This is a genomic window from Candidatus Giovannonibacteria bacterium, assembly GCA_016432405.1.
GTDB lineage: Bacteria > Patescibacteriota > Minisyncoccia > UBA11713 > 2-01-FULL-45-33 > MFHE01.
Map to the genome: position 1 here is coordinate 97,026 of CP066687.1, position 18,850 is coordinate 115,875.

Annotated in this window: 24 protein-coding genes and 4 tRNA genes; 13 read left to right on the top strand and 15 right to left on the bottom strand. The window is 47.9% G+C overall.

The annotated features are described in order from the left end of the window. Positions 1-105: 105 nt before the first annotated feature. Entirely contained in the window at positions 106-480 is a 375-nt protein-coding gene (locus tag HYW15_00625; protein QQG42718.1) for a hypothetical protein, read from the top strand. Here the strand turns inward: HYW15_00625 and HYW15_00630 are convergent. Beyond that, positions 477-2,054, bottom strand: coding sequence for a YifB family Mg chelatase-like AAA ATPase (locus HYW15_00630; protein ID QQG42719.1), 1,578 nt, complete (start codon positions 2,052-2,054; stop codon positions 477-479). The genes HYW15_00625 and HYW15_00630 overlap by 4 nt on opposite strands. 107 nt (positions 2,055-2,161) lie before the next feature. Here HYW15_00630 and HYW15_00635 point away from each other — a divergent pair, with 107 nt between their 5' ends. Continuing rightward, a complete protein-coding gene (locus HYW15_00635; GenBank protein QQG42720.1) occupies positions 2,162-2,626 on the top strand; it encodes a hypothetical protein in 465 nt (154 codons plus the stop codon). 10 nt (positions 2,627-2,636) lie between these two features. Here HYW15_00635 and HYW15_00640 read toward each other — a convergent pair whose 3' ends face one another. From HYW15_00640 to rpsO, 6 genes are all read right to left on the bottom strand, one after another. Next, the gene (locus HYW15_00640) at positions 2,637-3,221 is read right to left on the bottom strand and encodes a peroxiredoxin (GenBank protein QQG42721.1); all 585 of its coding nucleotides are present in this window, start codon (positions 3,219-3,221) and stop codon (positions 2,637-2,639) included. A 1-nt stretch (position 3,222) separates the two neighbouring features. Further along, positions 3,223-3,582, bottom strand: coding sequence for a TraR/DksA C4-type zinc finger protein (locus HYW15_00645; protein ID QQG42722.1), 360 nt, complete (start codon positions 3,580-3,582; stop codon positions 3,223-3,225). A 169-nt stretch (positions 3,583-3,751) separates the two neighbouring features. Beyond that, positions 3,752-4,615, bottom strand: a complete 864-nt coding sequence (locus HYW15_00650) for a hypothetical protein (protein ID QQG42723.1) — start codon at positions 4,613-4,615, stop codon at positions 3,752-3,754. Position 4,616: 1 nt separating this feature from the next. Continuing rightward, entirely contained in the window at positions 4,617-6,761 is a 2,145-nt protein-coding gene (locus HYW15_00655; GenBank protein QQG42724.1) for a polyribonucleotide nucleotidyltransferase, read from the bottom strand. 228 nt (positions 6,762-6,989) lie between these two features. Then, entirely contained in the window at positions 6,990-7,496 is a 507-nt protein-coding gene (locus HYW15_00660) for an NYN domain-containing protein (protein ID QQG42725.1), read from the bottom strand. A 4-nt stretch (positions 7,497-7,500) separates the two neighbouring features. After that, a complete protein-coding gene (rpsO, locus tag HYW15_00665) occupies positions 7,501-7,770 on the bottom strand; it encodes a 30S ribosomal protein S15 (protein QQG42967.1) in 270 nt (89 codons plus the stop codon). A 62-nt stretch (positions 7,771-7,832) separates the two neighbouring features. Between rpsO and HYW15_00670 the strand changes: the two genes are divergently transcribed. Continuing rightward, on the top strand, positions 7,833-8,705 hold the full coding sequence (locus HYW15_00670; GenBank protein ID QQG42726.1) for a tyrosine-type recombinase/integrase: 873 nt from the start codon (positions 7,833-7,835) through the stop codon (positions 8,703-8,705). A 116-nt stretch (positions 8,706-8,821) separates the two neighbouring features. Here HYW15_00670 and HYW15_00675 read toward each other — a convergent pair whose 3' ends face one another. Beyond that, entirely contained in the window at positions 8,822-9,064 is a 243-nt protein-coding gene (locus tag HYW15_00675) for a hypothetical protein (protein QQG42727.1), read from the bottom strand. A gap of 292 nt (positions 9,065-9,356) precedes the next feature. On the opposite strand from HYW15_00675, the gene HYW15_00680 reads away from it, so the two are divergent. Beyond that, complete coding sequence (locus tag HYW15_00680) at positions 9,357-10,910, top strand: HD domain-containing protein (protein ID QQG42728.1); 1,554 nt, start codon at positions 9,357-9,359, stop codon at positions 10,908-10,910. Here HYW15_00680 and HYW15_00685 read toward each other — a convergent pair. After that, positions 10,903-11,451: an HD domain-containing protein gene (locus HYW15_00685; protein ID QQG42729.1), complete on the bottom strand. Its 549-nt coding sequence runs from the start codon at positions 11,449-11,451 to the stop codon at positions 10,903-10,905. The two genes, HYW15_00680 and HYW15_00685, sit on opposite strands and share 8 nt — an antisense overlap. A 22-nt stretch (positions 11,452-11,473) precedes the next feature. On the opposite strand from HYW15_00685, the gene HYW15_00690 reads away from it, so the two are divergent. The 3 genes from HYW15_00690 (at position 11,474) to HYW15_00700 (ending at position 12,173) form a co-directional block, all read left to right on the top strand. Beyond that, a tRNA-Pro gene (locus HYW15_00690) sits at positions 11,474-11,544 on the top strand. Between the two features lie 2 nt (positions 11,545-11,546). After that, positions 11,547-11,617, top strand: a tRNA-Ala gene (locus HYW15_00695). A 190-nt stretch (positions 11,618-11,807) separates the two neighbouring features. Next, positions 11,808-12,173: a YraN family protein gene (locus tag HYW15_00700; GenBank protein ID QQG42730.1), complete on the top strand. Its 366-nt coding sequence runs from the start codon at positions 11,808-11,810 to the stop codon at positions 12,171-12,173. Between the two features lie 17 nt (positions 12,174-12,190). On the opposite strand, the gene HYW15_00705 is transcribed toward HYW15_00700, so the two are convergent. Both HYW15_00705 and HYW15_00710 read right to left on the bottom strand, forming a co-directional pair. After that, complete coding sequence (locus tag HYW15_00705; GenBank protein ID QQG42731.1) at positions 12,191-12,409, bottom strand: hypothetical protein; 219 nt, start codon at positions 12,407-12,409, stop codon at positions 12,191-12,193. A 33-nt stretch (positions 12,410-12,442) separates the two neighbouring features. Continuing rightward, a complete protein-coding gene (locus tag HYW15_00710) occupies positions 12,443-12,661 on the bottom strand; it encodes a hypothetical protein (GenBank protein QQG42732.1) in 219 nt (72 codons plus the stop codon). 132 nt (positions 12,662-12,793) lie between these two features. Here HYW15_00710 and HYW15_00715 point away from each other — a divergent pair, with 132 nt between their 5' ends. Then, on the top strand, positions 12,794-13,540 hold the full coding sequence (locus HYW15_00715) for a hypothetical protein (protein ID QQG42733.1): 747 nt from the start codon (positions 12,794-12,796) through the stop codon (positions 13,538-13,540). 9 nt (positions 13,541-13,549) lie between these two features. Beyond that, positions 13,550-13,620: transfer RNA gene (locus HYW15_00720), tRNA-Pro, on the top strand. Between the two features lie 7 nt (positions 13,621-13,627). On the opposite strand, the gene HYW15_00725 is transcribed toward HYW15_00720, so the two are convergent. Further along, positions 13,628-13,993: a hypothetical protein gene (locus HYW15_00725; protein QQG42734.1), complete on the bottom strand. Its 366-nt coding sequence runs from the start codon at positions 13,991-13,993 to the stop codon at positions 13,628-13,630. 78 nt (positions 13,994-14,071) lie between these two features. Here HYW15_00725 and HYW15_00730 point away from each other — a divergent pair, with 78 nt between their 5' ends. The 3 genes from HYW15_00730 to HYW15_00740 all read left to right on the top strand — a co-directional run bounded on the left by HYW15_00730 (position 14,072) and on the right by HYW15_00740 (position 15,517). Continuing rightward, positions 14,072-14,860 (top strand): RMD1 family protein, encoded by a 789-nt coding sequence (locus tag HYW15_00730; GenBank protein QQG42735.1) that lies wholly within the window; start codon positions 14,072-14,074, stop codon positions 14,858-14,860. Between the two features lie 16 nt (positions 14,861-14,876). Then, positions 14,877-14,948 (top strand) — tRNA-Gly (locus HYW15_00735). A gap of 86 nt (positions 14,949-15,034) precedes the next feature. Then, on the top strand, positions 15,035-15,517 hold the full coding sequence (locus tag HYW15_00740; protein QQG42736.1) for a hypothetical protein: 483 nt from the start codon (positions 15,035-15,037) through the stop codon (positions 15,515-15,517). Positions 15,518-15,584: 67 nt separating this feature from the next. Here HYW15_00740 and HYW15_00745 read toward each other — a convergent pair whose 3' ends face one another. Both HYW15_00745 and HYW15_00750 read right to left on the bottom strand, forming a co-directional pair. Beyond that, entirely contained in the window at positions 15,585-15,872 is a 288-nt protein-coding gene (locus tag HYW15_00745) for an HU family DNA-binding protein (protein QQG42737.1), read from the bottom strand. A gap of 1 nt (position 15,873) precedes the next feature. Next, positions 15,874-16,716 carry a YmdB family metallophosphoesterase gene (locus tag HYW15_00750; GenBank protein ID QQG42738.1) on the bottom strand — a complete coding sequence of 281 codons (843 nt, stop codon included), beginning with the start codon at positions 16,714-16,716 and terminating at the stop codon, positions 15,874-15,876. A gap of 89 nt (positions 16,717-16,805) precedes the next feature. On the opposite strand from HYW15_00750, the gene HYW15_00755 reads away from it, so the two are divergent. After that, the gene (locus tag HYW15_00755) at positions 16,806-17,102 is read left to right on the top strand and encodes a hypothetical protein (GenBank protein QQG42739.1); all 297 of its coding nucleotides are present in this window, start codon (positions 16,806-16,808) and stop codon (positions 17,100-17,102) included. Between the two features lie 145 nt (positions 17,103-17,247). Here HYW15_00755 and rny read toward each other — a convergent pair whose 3' ends face one another. Beyond that, positions 17,248-18,774, bottom strand: coding sequence for a ribonuclease Y (rny, locus tag HYW15_00760; protein QQG42740.1), 1,527 nt, complete (start codon positions 18,772-18,774; stop codon positions 17,248-17,250). Between the last annotated feature and the right edge of the window lie 76 nt (positions 18,775-18,850).

The following is an 18,850-nucleotide window of genomic DNA, read 5'->3' on the forward strand; positions in this document are numbered from 1 at the left end:
CGCGTAAGGATGTTCCGCTCCTGCGGAACTCCATCCTTACGCGCTTTATTTTTTAGTTTTCTGGTGTATAGTGATTAAAGAAAAAACCAAAGGAAGGGGACGCGGATGCTGAAAAAATATTTCATTTTTGGGATTATTGTTTTTGTCGCGTGGATTTACGTGGGTGTTGGGTATCAATGGATATACAAAATTCGAGTGAATAGAGCATTCACCGAGTATCAAGGGATTCTTTTAGAAAGCAAAAAGTTCCGCGTGCGATATTATGAGGAACTAGAGCGGCTTTTGATGAGCGCAAGGAATGCGACGCCGTCCGAAAAGCAAAAAATTAGCGAGCGACTCTCTGAAATTAAAGAAGAGATAAAAAAAACGGTAGAAAGATTGGCCGAAGCCCGAAAAAAATTTTGCGACTTGGCCGACGAAGAAGAACTGTTTTGTCAAGAAGAACATAACCCAGTGCCGCGTCAAGGCTGGCCTATCTAAACCAATGATTTCGGCCGGTATTGCAAGGCCTCCAGGATGTGGGGGCTTTTTATGTTGCGCTCGCCCTCCAAATCGGAAATTGTGCGGGCGAGTTTGATGACGCGGTGGTAGGAACGCGGGGAGAGGTCAAGCCGCGCGGCGGCTTGCTGGAGGATGGATTTTGACTCGTCGTCCAGTTGGCAGTATTTTTTAATCTCGCGCACTCCCATCTCGCTGTTTGTAAGCAGTCCTGCCCGTCCCTGCCCGTCCGGCAGGCGGGCGGCAGGCTGGTTCGTCCCGGCGAATCTTTTTTTCTGAATTTCTCTCGCGCGCTCAACGCGTTTTCTGATTTGCGCGGAAGTTTCGCGGGTTGCCCCGCCAACGGCGGGGTCGTCCTCCAGTTTTTTGTGCTCAATGCCGTAAACCCCCAGCCAAAGGTCAATCCTGTCCACAATCGGGCCGGAAATTTTTCTTTGGTAGCGGTTTATCGCGGCTGGGTTGCAGATGCAGGCCTTATTGGAGCCCAAATTTCCGCAGGGGCAGGGGTTCATGGCGATAATCATTGAAATCTGCGCGGGGAAATTCAGCGTCGCTTTGGCGCGCGATATTGTGACAACCTTATCTTCTAGGGGCTGTCTCAAAACCTCAATCACCCGCCGCTCAAATTCCGGGAATTCGTCCAGAAACAAAACTCCGCGGTGCGCGAGCGTAATTTCCCCCGGCTTGGGGTATGTCCCTCCCCCGACCAGCGAAACATAAGAAGAGGTGTGGTGCGGGTTGCGAAACGGGCGCGAGCTTACAATAAATTCTTTTTCCGGCAACGCCCCGGCGATGGAATGAATTTTTGTCACCTCAAGCGCTTCCTCTTTGGAAAGCGACGGCAGTATGGAGGAAAATGCCCGCGCGAGCATGGTTTTTCCCGTGCCGGGAGGGCCGATCATGAGGGCGTTGTGCGCCCCGGCGGCCGCGATTTCCAATCCGCGCTTTGCTGACTCCTGCCCGCGGACGTCGGCGAAATCCAAAAGCGTTTCCGCCCCGCCCAAGCCGATTTTTGTTTTCGGGCATTCTTTTATCGGGTTTTTCTCTTCAAGATGTTCCAAAACTTCTTCAAGGGTTCCGGCCTCAAAAACCTTGAGCCCGTCTATGAGCGCCGCCTCTCTGCCGTTGCCCCGCGGCAGATAGATTTCTTTAAATCCCTCCCGGCGCGCCTCTTCGGCCAAAGCCAGTACTCCTTTTACTGGGCGGAGCGAGCCCTCCAGAGCGAGCTCGCCCAGAAAAACTTTTTCTTTCGGATTGAATTTCGCCTGGCCGGAGGCCAGAAGATAAGCAAGCGCGATTGGTAGGTCAAAAGCCGGCCCTTCTTTTTTAAGGTCGGCCGGGGCGAGGGAAATCACCACCCGCTGGTTTTTCTTTTGCGGGTTTCTGGCGCCCAGATTTTTTATTGCGGCGGAAATTCTTTCTTTTGATTCGGCGACGGCTTTGTCCGCTAACCCGACAATTGCGAAGCTAAAAAGCCCCTGCGAAAGGTCAATTTCAACGTCAATTATTTTTCCCTCAAGCCCGACAACTTCCGCCGAGTGGAGTTTTACCGCCATTCCTGCCACTTTAGCAAACCATTTATAAAAAGCAATTGCATATTTTATGCTATGTGCTATATTGTGTTTGGAATAAATCTAAAAGGAAAAGGAGAAAAATTATGGGAATGCCAAGATGGCAGTTAAGAGAGATGGGGCAGCAGACTTTTCTGGAAAAGTTGCTTCGAGTAGCCGATGAGGAGGCTGGAGATGAATATTATGAGTTTTACCGTTTGGTCGCTTCAGCAATTTTGAAGGTTCTGCCTGCGGCTCTGGAATCGAAATGGAAGAAGCTGAAGCCTGGCCGCTACGTTAAAGCTGATTGGCTTGGGGTGGGGATGCTCGATATCAAAGTAAAACCGGAAAGATTTTTGATTATGACCGCAATGGAGGCCATTCGCCAGTTTAGTCGCACCCCGGAAGAGGCCGTGTATCTTGTCTGGAGATTTGGTGAGAAGTGTTTTGAACGTGCCGGTACACCTTTTACCAGAGGGTATAATTCCCAAAGAGTTGTAGAACAGGAAAAAATCTACGGTGGCCCGGCGACCGATGATGCTCCCGAGGAAGAAGTACAAGCGGCGCTTCGCGACTGAAGCGCCCTTTTTATTTCAACTCCTTGTACACCTTCCCGGCCTTTTTGATGGAGGGTTGCAAAGTTTGCGCGCCTTCGTCCCAGGAGGCCGGGCAGACGTGGCCGGGATTTTTGCGGACGAAATTCAGGGCTTTTAATTTTCTTAAAATTTCGGAAGCGTTTCTGCCGATGGCGTCCGCCACGATTTCCACTGCGCGCAAAATGCCGTCCGGGTCAATTATAAAAACCGCGCGCTGGGCCATGCCGTTATTTTCGTCATAAATTCCCAATTCTCTGGAAAATTTCCCGTTGTGGTCGGCGGCCAGCGGATATTTTAATCCTTTTAATAATTCTTCTGTTTCAATCCATGCTTTGTGCGTGAAAACCGTGTCTGTTGATGCGCCGACGAGCTCTGCTTTTTCTTTCGTGAAATCATCATGCCGCCTGTTTAAATCCAAAAGCTCTGTCGGGCAGACAAAAGTAAAGTCCGCCGGGTAGAAAAATAAAACCAGCCACTTGCCCTCAAAGTCCTTTAAGGATACTCTTACGACCTCGTCTTTTTTCGGGTCATAGGTCTCCAAAGAAAAGTGCGGAAATTTTTGGTCTATTTGAAACATATTATTTCGCGTGCTCTACGCAAGTAACCGCTGCCGGATTCGCGCGGAGCCGCGCCTCATCAATCGGCTCTCCTCCGACCGCGCACACTCCGTATTTGCCGCTTCTCATGCGCTCTAGTGCTTCGTTTACGTCGCGCAAGCGGGACTCCAAATTATATTCCACGCTGGCGGCATTTTCCAACTCCTCCTCAACGTCCGCGACCTCTTCTTTGGCGGCCGGCATAACATTCATATCGGGCTGGCTCACAGTCCAGTCCTCCGGCGCGTCCGGATTCCTGTGCGCGATCGTTCCCAATTCCCCCTCCAACCGCGCCTTTTCCTCTTCCAATTGTTTCCTAAAATAATCTAAATCTAAGGCCATTGGCCTATCTTATCAAAATTTTATCTCGGAGGCAAATTATTTTACAAAAAGAAACCCACCATTTTGGTTGTGTGTCAATACTATAAAAACCTTCAATACAAATACGACACTTTTACACGATCGTACAAACATGTCGTATATCTATTATATACTTTTCTATATTAAGATTTTACCTCGGGGGTAAAGCAATGAGCCGTTCTAAAATTGTTGCAAGCGCCTCGCGGGAGGTGGAGATAATGACATATTGCTTGTTGAAAATGGCATAGCCCAGAATTATTTTACCTCCGCCTCCGCCAGCGGCGGATGGCGGACCGTTTTTTAAAACCCGCGCGTCATTATTTTTTATGATGTCATCTGCCCACGAAAACCGCGCGATGTTTTTAATGTCTTCTTCCGCCAGAAAAGGTTTCCAATCAAACCAAATTGTATGCTCCCATTCCAAAAGCGAGGCCAGGGCGCGCTCAAAACCCCTCGCCTTAAAAATAATAGCCAGATCGCTGGAGGCCTGTCCGTATGCAATAAGCGTGTTGAAATCGGGATTTAAATTGTCCGCGAACCCCGCTGGCGGATTCCATGAAAGCAATGCAACAAAATCCTGGGACGTCATCCCGAACGGGAAATAAATCACCGTGTCAAAGCGGAGGCCTTTTTGTTTTTCATCCAAAAGCGCGCTTATAAGCGAGCCCGGGTCGGATTTTGAAAAAACTAGCTCTTTTTTATCTTCCACCGGCAAAAAACTCGCGGCCGCCGGCTTCGGGGCTTCCGGCTGCGGCTCCGTAGGCGCGGCGAAAAATAATTTGAAAACAAAGTATCCCGCAAGCGCGATAATTAAAACTGCGAGCGCGGAGTAAGTTATTTTTTTCCAGTCCAAGCCGAGCTTTAATTTCTCCGCCAGCCCGCCTGCCGGACGGGCAGGCCCTTCTTCGCCGGCGGCGTAAGCGCTTCGGGTGATATCCAATCGCGAGAGGTTTTTTTCTTTAATAAAAATCTCGGCGTCGGTTTTAAACGTCCTGATTTTAGGGATTTCTTTCATTTTATTTTCTGCGCGGCTTCGGCTGAAGCTCCTGCACGGCTTTGATTGAAAGATTTACCCTTCCTTGGTCGTCAATGCCGACGACTTTTACTTTTACTTCGTCCCCCGGCGCGACTACGTCCGTGACCTGATTTACCCGAAAAGGCGTGAGCTCGGAGATATGTACCAATCCTTCCTGTTTCGGCCCGATTTCTACCATTGCGCCGAATGGGAAGATGCGCGTGACTTTGCCTGTAAACGTTTCTCCGACCTCAAATTCTTTTGTCAGCATTGTGATTTTTTCTTCGGCCGCTTTTAAGCTTTCTTGATTCGGCGAGGTGATGAAAATCGTGCCGTCCTGCTCAATATCAATCTCCGCGCCGGTTTCCGCCACGATTGATTGGATTATTTTGCCTCCCGGGCCGATGACGTCGCGGATTTTCTCCGGATTTATATGCATGGTTAAAATCCGCGGAGCGTAAGGTGAAAGTTCGTCGCGGTGTTTGGGAAGTTCCTTGGCGATGACGTCCAAAATCTGGAGACGCGCCTCGCGCGCCTGCAAAAACGCCTCCCCCATAATGTTTAACGGTATTCCGTCCACTTTCACGTCCATTTGGGCCGCGGTGATTCCACTGCGTGTCCCGGCAACTTTAAAATCCATATCGCCGTGATGGTCTTCCGGCCCCTGGATATCGGTTAAAATTTTGTAATTATTTTTATCTTGCATCATCAGCCCCACTGCAATCCCCGAAACCGGCGCTTTTATGGGAACTCCCGCGTCCATCAGCGCCAATGCGCCGGCCGTTACCGAGCCCATTGAGGAGGAACCGTTGGACGAAAGCGTCTCGGAGACCACGCGGATGGTGTAAGGAAAAATTTCCGCCGGAGGAATTACGGCCAGTAGCGCTTTTTCCCCCAGAGCTCCGTGGCCGATGTCGCGCCGAGCAGGGCCCCTCATCGGTTTTATCTCCCCGACCGAGAACGGCGGGAAATTGTAATGGTGCATAAATCTTTTTTTCGTCCGCACTTCCATTCCTTCAATCAGCTGGACGTCCGACGGCGCGCCCAGGGTTGCCACGGAAAGAATGTGCGTCTCACCCCTGTAAAAAACACCGGAGCCGTGCGTCCTTGGGAGCACTCCCGCCCTTGCGAAAAGCGGGCGCAAATCTTTTACCCCCCTGCCGTCGGGCCTTTTTTCTTTTTCTATGATATTTTTATGGACAATGTCGTTAATCGCATCTTCAAAAAGGGAATCGGCGATATTGCGCGGAGTGTCCGCGAAATTTTCTTCGCATTCTTCCATCCATTGCCTTTTTAATTCGTTCATCGCTTCGTAGCGGTTTAATTTTTCTTTTACGTAAATTGTCTCTTCCAGCTTCGGCGCGATTTTTTTCTGAAATTCGGCTTTCATGTCGGCAGGCGCCTCGGCCAGCGCAATTTCCGCTTTCGCCGCGCCGATCTCTTTTATGATTTTATTCTGGAATTCGCAAAGTTTGTCGTTTTCCGCCGTTGCGAGTTTGAGAGCCTCCATCATTTCGTCTTCCGAGATTTCTTGCGCGCCGGCTTCAATCATATTTACCCCCACACCAAAGGTTTTGGTGTGGGGGTTTACCTTGCCTCCCACACCGCAAATCACCGCGTCTAACTCGGCACCCTCACGCATTTTGTAGCTTGGATTTATCACAAACTCATTTCCTACTTTGCCAATTCTTATTGCGCCAATCGGACCGGCCCAGGGGATGTTGGAAGTCCCCAGCGCCAGAGAAGTCGCCAAAATCGCAAGCACGTCCGGGTCGTTGTCCTCGTCAATTGAGAGTGTAAGCACAATCACCTGCGTTTCGTTTCTTGTTTTTTGGTTAAAAAGCGGCCTTATGCTTCGGTCAATCAGGCGCGAAACCAATATTGCTTCGTCTGACGCTCTCCCTTCTCGGCGCATGAAACGCGAGCCCAAAATCATCCCCGCGGCGTAAAATTTTTCTTCGTAATCAACCGTCAGCGGGAAAAAATCTATTCCCTCGCGCGCGGTTTTAGTCTGAACGGCGGTCGCCAAAACAACCGTGCCGCCGTAAGTGATTAAGCAAGACCCGTTGGCTTGGTGCGCCAAATCGCTAAACTCGGCGGTAAGAGTCCTTCCGCCGACTTTCGTCGTAAATTTTTTTGATTGCATATTTCTTGGGCTGGCCTCCGGATTTTAGGCCGCGTTTTCGCACGGACTACCTATCCAAAGGCCAACAGTGTTAATTAATAATAATTAAATACTATTCTTTAGATTTAGCGATGTCAAGCCCGTCCGGAAATCCCGGCCGGCTTTTTTTATTCATTTTCTGCATATACTCAATTTGTCACGATCGTACGAAAGTGAGTATAGCCACCCTTTTGTAATTTATAAGCGGCGCTACTTCTTTATTATGTACTTCCCCGGCTCTTCGCCCAAATCAATGAATTCGTCGCAGATTTCTTTGAGCTTTCCTGAAGTTGAGCGGCCGAAAGCGATGATTTCAACGCGTCTCCCCTGATTTTTCAAATATTCAACCAAAGGTATAAGGTCGCCGTCGCCGCAGGCAATAATAATGGTATCCACAATCTCCGCTGTGCGAATGGCGTCCACCGCGAGCCCGACGTCCCAGTCCGCCTTTTTAGCCCCGCCGAAAAATTCCTGCAAGTCCTTTTCGCGCGTTTCAATCCCCAACTTGATAAGGGCCTCAAAAAAGGGCTTCTCCTCACCCGTTTTTGTGCGGATGACATATCCGAAGGCGCGGATGAGCTGCCGCCCGCCGATTGCCGTCTGTAGCAGGTTTTTAAAATTCACCCGCCCGCCGAATAAGCTCCGCGCGGAATGGTAAAGGTTCTGCGCGTCAATGAAAACCGCGACGCGCTGATTTTTGTGTTTGATGTCCGGCATAAAATTATTTACGTAACCCAAGTTTTTTAATAAGTTTTTCGTACGACGCTTTATCTTTTTTGGAAAGATACTCCAGAAATTTTTTCCTTTTGGAAACCATCTTTAAAAGCCCTCTCCGAGAGTGGTTGTCTTTGCGGTGCTTTTTTAAGTGTTCGGTGAGTTCGTCAATCCTTTTTGTGAGCAGCGCCGCCTGCACTTCGGCCGAGCCCGTGTCTTTTTCGTGAACGCGGTGCGCTTCCACTATTTTCTTTTTGTCTTTGGATTTAAGCACGATTACGAAATTACTAATAAATACGAATATACGAATAATATCATTATTTATGATAATATCAAAATATGGAAAACGTCGCAAAATTAAAGAAGGAGTTTCTTGAATATCTGGAGATAGAAAAAGGGCGGGTGGTGAAGACCGTGGAAAATTACGACAGGTACTTAAAGCGTTTTTTGGATTTTGCGAAAATCAGCGAGCCCAAAAACATAAGCGAGGATTTAGTGAGAAAATACCGGCTTTATCTCAACCGCGCGGACTTGGACAAAAATACGCAGAATTATTATGTTATCGCGCTTAGGATGTTTTTAAAATATTTGTCCAAAAGGAATGTTGATTCGCTGGATGCCGAGAAAGTTGAGCTAGCGAAACTGCCCCAGCGAGAATTGGATTTATTGGGTTCGGAGGATTTGGAAAGATTATTAAAAGCCCCAGATGGAAACTCCGCCAAATCCTTGAGAGATAAAGCTGTTTTAGAGATGTTTTTTTCTACGGGGCTTCGCATCTCTGAACTTGCCAATCTTAAAGTAGAGGAAGTTTACCCCCACACCAAAAAGTTTGGTGTGGGGGAATTCTCCGTCCGCGGAAAGGGAGGGAAAATCAGGGTGGTGTTTTTGTCGGATAGAGCCAAAAGCGCCGTCTTAAATTATTTGGAAAAAAGGGGCGGCATTGACAATGACAAATTATTTCCGGTGACCTCGCGCTCAATCCAAAGAATGATAAAAAAATACGCGATTAAAGCCGGAATAGTCAAAAAAGTCACTCCGCATGTTCTGCGCCACGCTTTCGCCACTGACCTTTTGCAAAACGGCGCCGATTTGCGCTCCGTGCAGGCGATGCTCGGCCACGCCAACATTTCAACCACGCAAATTTACACCCATTTTACGGATAAGCAATTAAAAGAGGTGCACAGGGCGTTTCATGGGAGGAGGAGAAAATGATTTTGGTCAACTTAACGCGATCGCGTTAGAATGGACAAAAGTAAAAAATGAGAAATAAAAAAGAAACCCCGTCGCGTGATAGCGGCGGGGCGGCCCAATGGGCCTCTGGCAGGATTTTATGTTTGGCCGGTGTAGTCGCCGACGTAGTCCAGATAGATGCTGTCCGGGTACGGTCTGATGGGTTCGGTTTCGACTCGCAAATGTATCAGGGCTGCGAGGTCGAATATGAACCCGAGAACCATCCACACCGCAAGCGGTGTGTTAGGGTCGATGGCGACACGGCTTGCAGTGGCTGCAACTGGTAGCCCTATCATTATAGCCACGCCGATGATTCCAAGCACCCTATCAGTTTTCTCCATTGTCTTATTCATTTCTTTCTCCTTTCCTATTTTTTGCGCACGTTATTTTGTTTATAGAACAATCCGTTTTTCTACCGCTCCCGATGGGACCGCGGAAAGATATGTGAGTGCGCAGCAGTTTATCTGAATCTGCCCCTATTATACTCCTTTTTAAAGTGCTTGTCAAGTGCCCAAAAGCATGCTAAATTGGGCTCATTAGCCCTCGTGGTGAAACGGATATCACGCATGGCTTCGGACCATGTGTTCCCCGTTCAAATCGGGGCGAGGGCATAATCGGCTATACTTAAAAATTATGGCTTATAATATTCCCAAAGAAGTTCGCGCGGCGCTTGCTATTTTAGAAGGAGCGGGTTTTGAGGCGTATCTTGTTGGCGGATGCGTCAGAGATTTGTTATTGGAGAGAACTCCCCAGGACTGGGATATTACCACCAACGCCTGGCCGGAGAAAATACAGGAGCTTTTTCCGAAAAGTTTTTATGAGAATAAATTCGGGACAGTGAGCGTCGTCACCGGCTCGGAAGACCCAAAATTGCGCACGATAGAAATTACTCCCTACCGCCTGGAAGGAAAATATTCTGATAAGCGCCACCCGGACGAGGTAAAATTCGCGGATAAGCTGGAGGACGATTTGGCGCGGAGGGATTTTACAATCAACGCTATCGCGTTGAAATTGGAAACACCCCCCCTTAATCCCCCCCTTGTTAAGGGGGGGAAGAGGGGGGGTAGTCCCCTCCCTGCCCGTCCGGCAGGCGGGCTTTACAAGGAGGGGTTAGGGGAGGTAATCATTGACCCCTTTTCCGGCCAAAAAGATTTAGAGCAGAAACTCATCCGCGCCGTGGGCGGGCCGGAGGAGCGCTTTTCGGAAGATGCCCTCCGCATAATGCGGGCGATGCGCTTTTCCGCGGAGCTGAATTTTGAAATTGAACCAAAAACGGAAAAAGCGCTGAAAAACAAGGCGAATTTGCTCAAAATGATAGCAAAAGAGCGCATCCGCGATGAATTTTCCAAAATAATTATGTCCGAAAAACCTTCGGATGGTCTGGAAGCGCTCCGGGAGGCCGGTATTTTGAGGACTTTTTTGCCGGAGATAGAAGAGGGCTGGGGCGTTGGGCAAAACAAGCACCATATTTATACCGTCTGGGAGCATAATCTGCGCTCTTTGGACCATGCTGCCAAAGAAAAATGGCCGTTGGTTGTGCGGATATCCGCGCTTTTCCATGATATCGGCAAGCCGCGCGCCAAGGAGGGCGACGGGCCGGATTCCACTTTTTACAACCATGAAGTCATCGGCGCCAAAATGTCCTTTGTGGCTCTTTCGCGGCTTAAATATGGAAACGATTTCGTTGAAAAAGTCGCCAAGCTTGTCCGCTACCACCTTTTTTATTACAACGTTGACGAGGTTTCGGAGTCGTCCGTCAGGCGCCTGATTTCGCGCGTGGGACCGGATGATATGGAGGATTTAATTCGCGTCCGCATTTGCGACCGCATCGGCTCGGGCGTGCCCAAAGCCGAGCCCTACAAATTGCGCCATTTCAGATTTTTGGTGGAAAAATTGCAGAGGGACCCGATTACGGTAAAGATGCTCAAAATAAATGGGGACAAAATAATGGAGGTTGCCGGCATTACCCCGGGCCCTAAGGTCGGCATGATTTTAAACGCCTTGATGGATGAGGTTTTGGACTCGCCCGAGAAAAATACGGAGGAATATCTGGAAAGCCGCGCCAAGGAGCTGGCGAAGCTTGCCTTCGGCAAGCTCCGAAAGCTCGCCGAGGCAGGCAAAACTAAGCGCCTCGGCCTGGAGGAGGAAGAGGTTTCAAAAATCAAAAAAAAGCACTACGTCAAATAACGTTGCTTTGTATCTTTTGCCACCAATCCGCCTGATTTTCCGCAAGTTTTTTGTATTCGTTTTCGTAAATGGCTTTAAAAAATTCGTTTCCCGCCGCAATCTCCTCTCGGCATTTGGCTAAAAGCGACATGCGGTCAGCCGTTTTCACCACTTGCGCTTCAATGGATTTTTGCTCGCCCTCTTCATTCCATAAGGAAATATAATGATTTTTGATGTTTTCCGGGAGCCCGTTGAAAACCTCCGCTATCAGCCCCTGATTTACCTTGCGGATGGCCTCATTCACTTCTTTGGAATGATGCTTAAACGGGCTTAAAATATCGCCGGAGAAGCGCTCTTCCATATCATGAATAAGCGCCATGGTTATAGCTTTTTCATAATCAACGGCAATATTTTTTTCGCGGAGCAGCAGGCAAATCAGCGATGTAATATAAGCCACAAAAAATGAATGGTCGGCAACGCTTTCCTCAAAATGCTGGGGACTTGCGCTGAAACGGGTTATATGCGCGAGCGAGCGGTCTTCAATATGCTTGAGAATGCCCATGCTTTATTCTATGATATTTTGGCGGGGTGTAGTATACCGGCAGTACGCGCGCTTCGGGTGCGCGAAGACGGAGTTCAATTCTCCGCACCCCGAAAGGGCCGTTAGTAAAGTGGCATTACGCGGCATTCGCATTGCCGAGTCGCGAGTTCGATTCTCGCACGGTCCAAATCAATCGGACATTCTATTGGTCATTTATGTTGTCCTATAGAATCTTAGGGAACATTGGGTGGTGGTTTAGTTTAACAGAACGTTTCACATGAAACTAAAAGTTATCAGTAAACTCGTGAAACTCTTAGTTTATCGTAAATAAATGTTTCACGTATAAAAAATAAGTTTTGTTTCATGTGAAACACGACATGAAAACTCAAAAGCAAGTAGTAGGGAATATCGGTGAAGATTTAGCATCAATGTTTCTCATGAAACATGGATTTAAGGTTATTGAGCGTAACTACCGTAAAAAGTGGGGGGAGATTGATATTGTGGCAGAGAAAGAGGGAGTTCTTCACTTTGTGGAGGTGAAAGCGATTTCCAATCCTAACTTTCGGCCGGAGGACGCCATGCGCGCATGGAAAAAGCAAAGATTATCACGAGCGATCCGGACCTATCTTTTAGACCATAAGATACCAGATGAAACGGACTTCCGGATAGACATCGCCGCGGTTTTCTTGGATTTTCTCCACAAAAAAGCTAGGATTAGGATGCTGGAGAACGTAAATTTGTGAAAAAGAAAAGGCGCGGATTATTCCACGCCTTTTGTGTTCTTTGAGCGCCACCTGTTTCTTATTAACACCACCAACTCAACCAACATTACTATAATTCCCAGCGCGCCAAATGCAGCTATTATAACCCCCGCGATTAGAAGAAAGGGATTTTTGGCAAAAGCGAAGCCAATGCCAATAATCGTTAATGGGTAGTAAAAAAGAAGTCCCACAAACACTTTTTTAATGTTCCTTTCCATTTTTTCACCTCCCAGTTTTAAGTTTAGCCTAAATCATTCTTTTTCGTGATAATGTATTATCATTGAAAGAATGCTAACTAGGCCAGATGCCACCGCAATGAATACGCCAGCAACGGGCTTATAGCCAGCTGCTGCTGATGCCGCTGTTAAGGCGCTAATTAAGGCGAGTAAAAAAGAACCCATAATAAAACCCATAATCACTACCTCCTTTTCTTTTGGTTGATGAAGCCTTTGGTTTTCAGAAAACTTCAATTTCTGACTTAATTTTAGCGCAATTCTAATAAAATGTCAATAGTGGCGACTTAACTTGCAGGATTTTAGCCATATTGACTTACTTTTAGGGCTAAACCATACTTAAAGTGTTGTCGGAAATACCGACATATTATGAGTAAAGAACGAATTTTAGCTGTTTTATTAGATTCCGGCTTCCAAGAAAAAGAGGCTCATTTATATTTGGCTGGGATTGAACTTGGCGAAGCGACCATTCAGCAGCTTGCAAAACACGCTGACATAAAAAGACCGACCGCGTACGACATTATGGAAAATCTGGAGAAAAAAGGCCTTTTTTCTTTTAGCGAGCGCGGTAAGAAAAAATATTTTTTGGCCGAAGATCCGGAAAATATTTTAAGGATTTTAAAATCCCGCGAGCGCGCCTTTTTAACGGCCCTGCCGGAACTTAAAATGCTTCTTGGCGCCGGGAGCAAAAAACCTCGAGTAAGATTTTTTGAAGGAGTGGGGGGGCTTAAAGCAATGTATTGGGATACGCTTGAAAGCAAAAAAACTCTTTTGGTTTACGGCGCGATAGATAGTATGTGGAGCGCAATTCCTCAAGAATTTAAAAAAGAATATGTGCGAGAACGCGTAAAAAGAAACTTAAGCGCGCGTTGCATTGTGCCCGCAACTCCCGAAGCTCAAGAATACACTAAAAGAGACAAAGAAGAGCTGCGCCATATGATTTTGATACCTTCAGACAGATTTCCATTTAGCAATGAAATAAATATTTATAATAATAAAGTGGCGATTTTTTCGTTTCCGGAGCGTATCGGCGTGATTATTGAAAGCGAAAAAATCGCCGAAACCCAGCGCTCAATTTTTGAACTCGCTTGGCTCGGAGCGATTAAAGGAGTATAAGTAATAAAACGGGCTGGCGTATGATGGTGGTACGTCTGCTTTGGGAGCAGATAGACTGGGTTCGATTCCCAGCAGCCCGAAATTTTCTTACGATCTGTAACTAGCCCAGAGCGCCCAGGCGCCGACGATTATGTGAAGCGCCGTGTCCGCCGGGTTTTGCAATGTCGCGCCTAAGAGCATAGTTTCGCCCAAGACGCTGTAGAGCCCGACCAAAATACCGAGTACTCCTACGACCAAAACCAGCCCTCGCTGCAGTGAATCGCCCAAAACGAAGCTAGCCGCGATTGCCACAATGCCCAAAACCAGGTGCGCCCAGTTTTCGGCGTTGTCAAACCACCAGAATGAGCCGAATATGCTGCTTTCAGTCGTTGGGCCGATTACGCCGAAGAAACCCAGAAGACCCACGATAAACAGCACCACCCCTCCGATTTGAAGAAAACTTTTAGGATTCATATAAAATTAACTTATTTTTCGCAGATTATTGCTCGACCTTTGCTCTCTCCATTATAACATCTGTGATAAAATTAGGTTATGCACGAATTTAAGTCATTCGGACTGGGGGCGCATTATCTCGCGAAGGGGATTAATCTGGCCAAAGTCGCCGACAAGCTGGATAAAAATCTTATCGGCCGGAGGCGCGAGTTTTTGACTTACCTTTTGGGGCCGCATGAGTTTATGTTTATTTTTTCTTTCGGGGCCGTGGTTTTCGCCAACGTGCCTAAAGATACGCAGGCGGCAATCAAAAAATCCCTTTCCAAATTTTTGCTCAACCCTGCGCGCGGCCCCTACGACGAATCCTACGAGCTTAGGGAGGTTGAGCGGAAATTCAACGTGGGCGAGGAGGCGGCGGATTTGCCGGTTGTGGGGCTTGAGGAAGTTGAAATCGCCTCGCGGATTTTGGCGCAGTCAGTAGCGCTGGAATACATTGAAGACATCACGGACGAAATTTTATCCAATATAGAGTCAATGAACGCCGGCTTGGAAAAAGGGAGATTTTTGCGGAACACGAAAGAAATACTCCAGCTCGTCGCGCAAAACAACAACATCATTCAGTTTGTCATCAGCAAGCTTTCGCTTTTGGACAAGCCAGATGTCACCTGGGGGAATGAGCGGCTGGAGACCTTGTTTTCGCAGCTCGCGGACATTTTTGATTTGCGCCCGCGCTTCCGCAATGTTGAATACAAAATCGGCTTCGCGCGGAGCAATTCCGAATTCGCGCTTACCACGCTGGAAAGCCGGCGCGGGAATTTTCTGGAGCTTATCATAATCCTTCTTTTTATTTTTGACATCATCATTTACTTTTTCGGAAATAGGTTTTAAAATCCATTATTAAATCGCGGCTGTAGTATAACGGCCATTATGGCTGCCTTCCAAGCAGCAGACGCGGGTCCGACTCCCGCCAGCCGCAAAAAAATTTAATACTTGCTTTTCTTCGGAGCTTATTTTAAGCTTTCTTTAGGTTTACAAAAAAAAGGAGGAGCCATGGAAAAAAGTATGGATTCGAATGAAGGCGTAGTTACAGTAGAGCTTTTGACCAACGAGGAATGGGAGTTCGTGAAGAGGTTGGAAGTTCCCATCAGGTATGTTAACGGTGCATCGGCTTTAGCTTCGGCGGCAGGTCTAATATCTTTTATCTTGGGTATGCTAGGCGCTCATTACTATTTTCGGGACGTCGTGGATGTTAAGAGCTTCCAGCAGGGCTTATTTTACGTTTTTGGCCCGGGCGTTGCGGCTGGACTTGTCGTGGGGTTCCTCAGTTACCTCTTTTACTTCAGGAAACGCGCCAAAATTAAAATGAAAGAAGTCGCGGCTTTGTCCAGAGACTCTCGCTTCACCGCTGTGCTGCAAAAGTTAGGTAAATTCGAAAAGGTGGCCGACGATATTCGAAAAACAAAAGACCTCGCCCACGCGCTAAATCCTCAAGATGCGCTAAACTCCAAACTCCTACGTCGTTTCCTTGACTCCATCGCTACTTGATACTTCCGCAGTTGCGGAGCCGAAAGGCGCCCCTCCATAAGGCGCCTTTTTTATTAAAGTCGTAAATCTACTTCACCGCTTCTTTGAGGCCTTTTCCTGCGCGGAAGCGGGGGACGGTCATCGCCGGGACTTGGACCACCTCTCCGGTTCTCGGATTTCTCGCGGTGCGTGCCTTGCGCTCTTTTACGGCGAAAACCCCGAACCCGGCGATAGAAACCTCTTCGCCCTTTTTCAGGCAGTCGGCAATGGAGTCAAAAACAAAATCCACCACCTCCTCGGCGTGTTTTTTGGACACGTCCACGCCCTTTTTGGCGTGCATCTCGTAAACCTTCTCCGCCAATCGTGCTTTGTTCATACTAAGTATTATATTGATGAATAATTTCCCGTAAATGCCTGATATCCACAGCCTTGGCCGCCGAAGCTTTGGCGGAGGCGGCTCGACTCGACTCTAATTCCAAATAAATTGCGTTTACCTCAATCGGCCCCGACTCAACCGGATTTAACGTGACTTTCTGCCCGTCGCGGAAGCGCGAGAACGCAGGTTCAATTTCAATGCCGATAACGGAGTTCATGGGGCCAGTCATCCCGATGTCAGAAATATAAGCGGTGCCCTTTGGAAGAATTTTTGCGTCCGCGGTCGGCACATGCGAATGCGTTCCGAAGACCGCCGAGACCCTTCCGTCCAAATACCAGCCCATCACTGTTTTTTCCGATGTCGCGTCGGCGTGCCAGTCCAGAATTTTATAAGGCGTCGCGTTTCCGTACTCCTCTAAAATTTTATCAGCCGCCAGAAAAGGGTTTTCGTATTCAGGCCCGCCTGCCGGTCGGGCAGGTTTCATAAAGACGCGGCCGATGAGATTGATTACAAGGAGTTTTTCTCGTTTCACTTCAAATAAATCTGCTCCCCTGCCGGGAGCTCCGGAAATATTCGCCGGGCGCAGAATCGGCAGAGTTTCGTCATTCAAAATTTTTTCAAAATCTTTTCCTTCAAGCGAATGATTTCCTCCGGTAAAAATATCAACTCCGGATTCTTTAAGTTCGTTGATTTGTTTAATTCCGATGCCTTTTCCGTGCGAAATATTTTCCACGTTGGCGATGACGACATCCGGCGAAAATTCTTTTCGCCACTTCGGCAAAATCGTTTTCACCCCCACTCTTCCCAGTTTTCCAAAGACGTCTCCAAAAATAAGTAGTTTCATGCTACTTATTCTGCCAGTTTCACGCCCCGCCTGTCGCTATTGACAAGTTAAACATATCATGATATCATGCTTAACAGAGAGGAAAAACCATGAAAGGAGAAAGAATTATGTATGGTTTTAGTACAGAGATTCTAGGAGAAAAGAAAAAGTGGATTTTTCTCAGCGTAAGCCGAAACATTAGGAGTGCCCGTGATACTTTTTTAAAAGCCCGTGGTTGGGTGTTTGTTGCAGATTTACAGGTACTTAGTATCGATTATGATACGGCCATAATTAAGACAGAAACTGGGCAATTTAGGCAACTCGTTACCCGGCCGATATTTGAGAAATCAGAAACCGGTATTCACCATTTACTCGTAGCTGATGAAATTGTGATGATGACCCTTTGAGGCGCTTGTGTGCGCCTCGTTTTTTTTATCTCGCACACCAGGTAATGAAACGAAGTTCTACTACCTGGCGTATTCAATCGCGCGGAGTTCGCGGATTTACCCCCACACCAAAATTTTGGTGTGGGGGTGTACGTTCACTTTGATTTTAGCGGGCATATTCTATGGCCCTTAACTCTCTTATCACATTTACCTTAATCTCGCCGGGATATTTTAGTTCGGACTCAACTCGGTCGGCGATGTCACGCGCGAGCTTTTTGGCTTCGAGGTCGCCGATTTTATCCGGCGTGACGAAAATTCTGATTTCGCGCCCCGCCTGGATGGCGTAAGATTTTTCCACGGCCGGGAAGGAATTGGCGATTCCTTCCAGATCCTGCAGCCGTTTTAAGTAATTTTCCACGCTGTCTCTTCGCGCGCCCGGGCGCGAAGCCGAGATAGCGTCCGCCGTCTGCACGATTATTGATTCCAAGGTTTCGTAGGGATATTCCTCATGGTGCGACTGCATCGCCTGAATTACCCGATGGTCAACGTTGAATTTTTGCAAAATTCTCCGGCCGATCTCCACGTGCGTTCCCTGAATTTCATGGTCAACGGCTTTGCCGATGTCGTGAAGGAGCGCCCCTTTTTTGGCTATGGCAACGTCCCCGCCCAATTCGGATGCGAGCATCCCGGAGATGTGCGACATCTCAATTGAGTGCTGCAGGACATTTTGGCCGTAGGAGGTTCTGAATTTTAATCTTCCTAAAAGAGTCAAAAGCCGCGGGTCAATGTCAAAAATGCCAACTTCGTAGGCGGCTTTTTCCCCGGCGTCTTTCACTATTTTTTCAACTTCAATTTTCGCTTTCTCAACCATCTCTTCAATCCGCGCGGGCTGCACGCGGCCATCCAAAATCAGGTTCTCCAGCGCCACGCGGGCGATTTGCCTCCGCACCGGGTCAAAGCTGGAAATTAAAATGACGCCCGGGGTGTCGTCCACAATCAGCTCAACCCCGGCCGCGCGCTCAAAAGCGCGGATATTGCGGCCTTCCTTGCCGATTATTTTCCCCTTAATGTCGTCCGATGGAATCGTGACCGACGTCACAGTGACTTCGGAAGCTGTTGAAGAGGCGACCCGCTGGATGATGGATGCCAGGATGTCCTTGGCTTTTTTATCCAGCGTTTCCAGTCCGAACCGCTCAATTTTCTGGGTCCGGGCCAGAATATCGCTTTCGTATTTTTTCTCAACTCCTTCTATTATTTTGGCTTTGGCTTCCTCTTCGGAGAGCTTGGCGATTTTTTGGAGCTCTTCTTGTTTTTCCGCCTCAATTTTCTCCAGTTGCTCTTTCACCGCCTTCACTTTTTCAAATTTTTCCTGCAGGTCCTGGGATTCCTTGTCCAACTCCGCGGACTTTTTTTCCAAAATCTCGTCTTTGTGGGCGAGCCGTTCTTCAATTTTTCGGAGTTCTTTCTCCTGCTCTTTTTGCTCGCGCCTCGCCTCTTCCAGGACTTTTTCGGCGCGCGACTTGGCCTCGTCCAGGGTTTTTTGGGCGTTTTCTTTCGCGTCCAGTAAGATTTGCTTGGCTTTAAGCTCCAGCGCGTCCTTGCGCTGCTGGGCGATAAGTTGCCTTAAAAAGTAACCGACGGCCGTGCCCGCAACTAGCACAATAGCCGCTTTGACAAGCGTAAGTATGTTCATGTATTTGGTTTTGTTCTATCTTAAAAAGCATTGTTAATAAAATTATAATCCAATTCTAGCAAAACCAGTTTCGGAA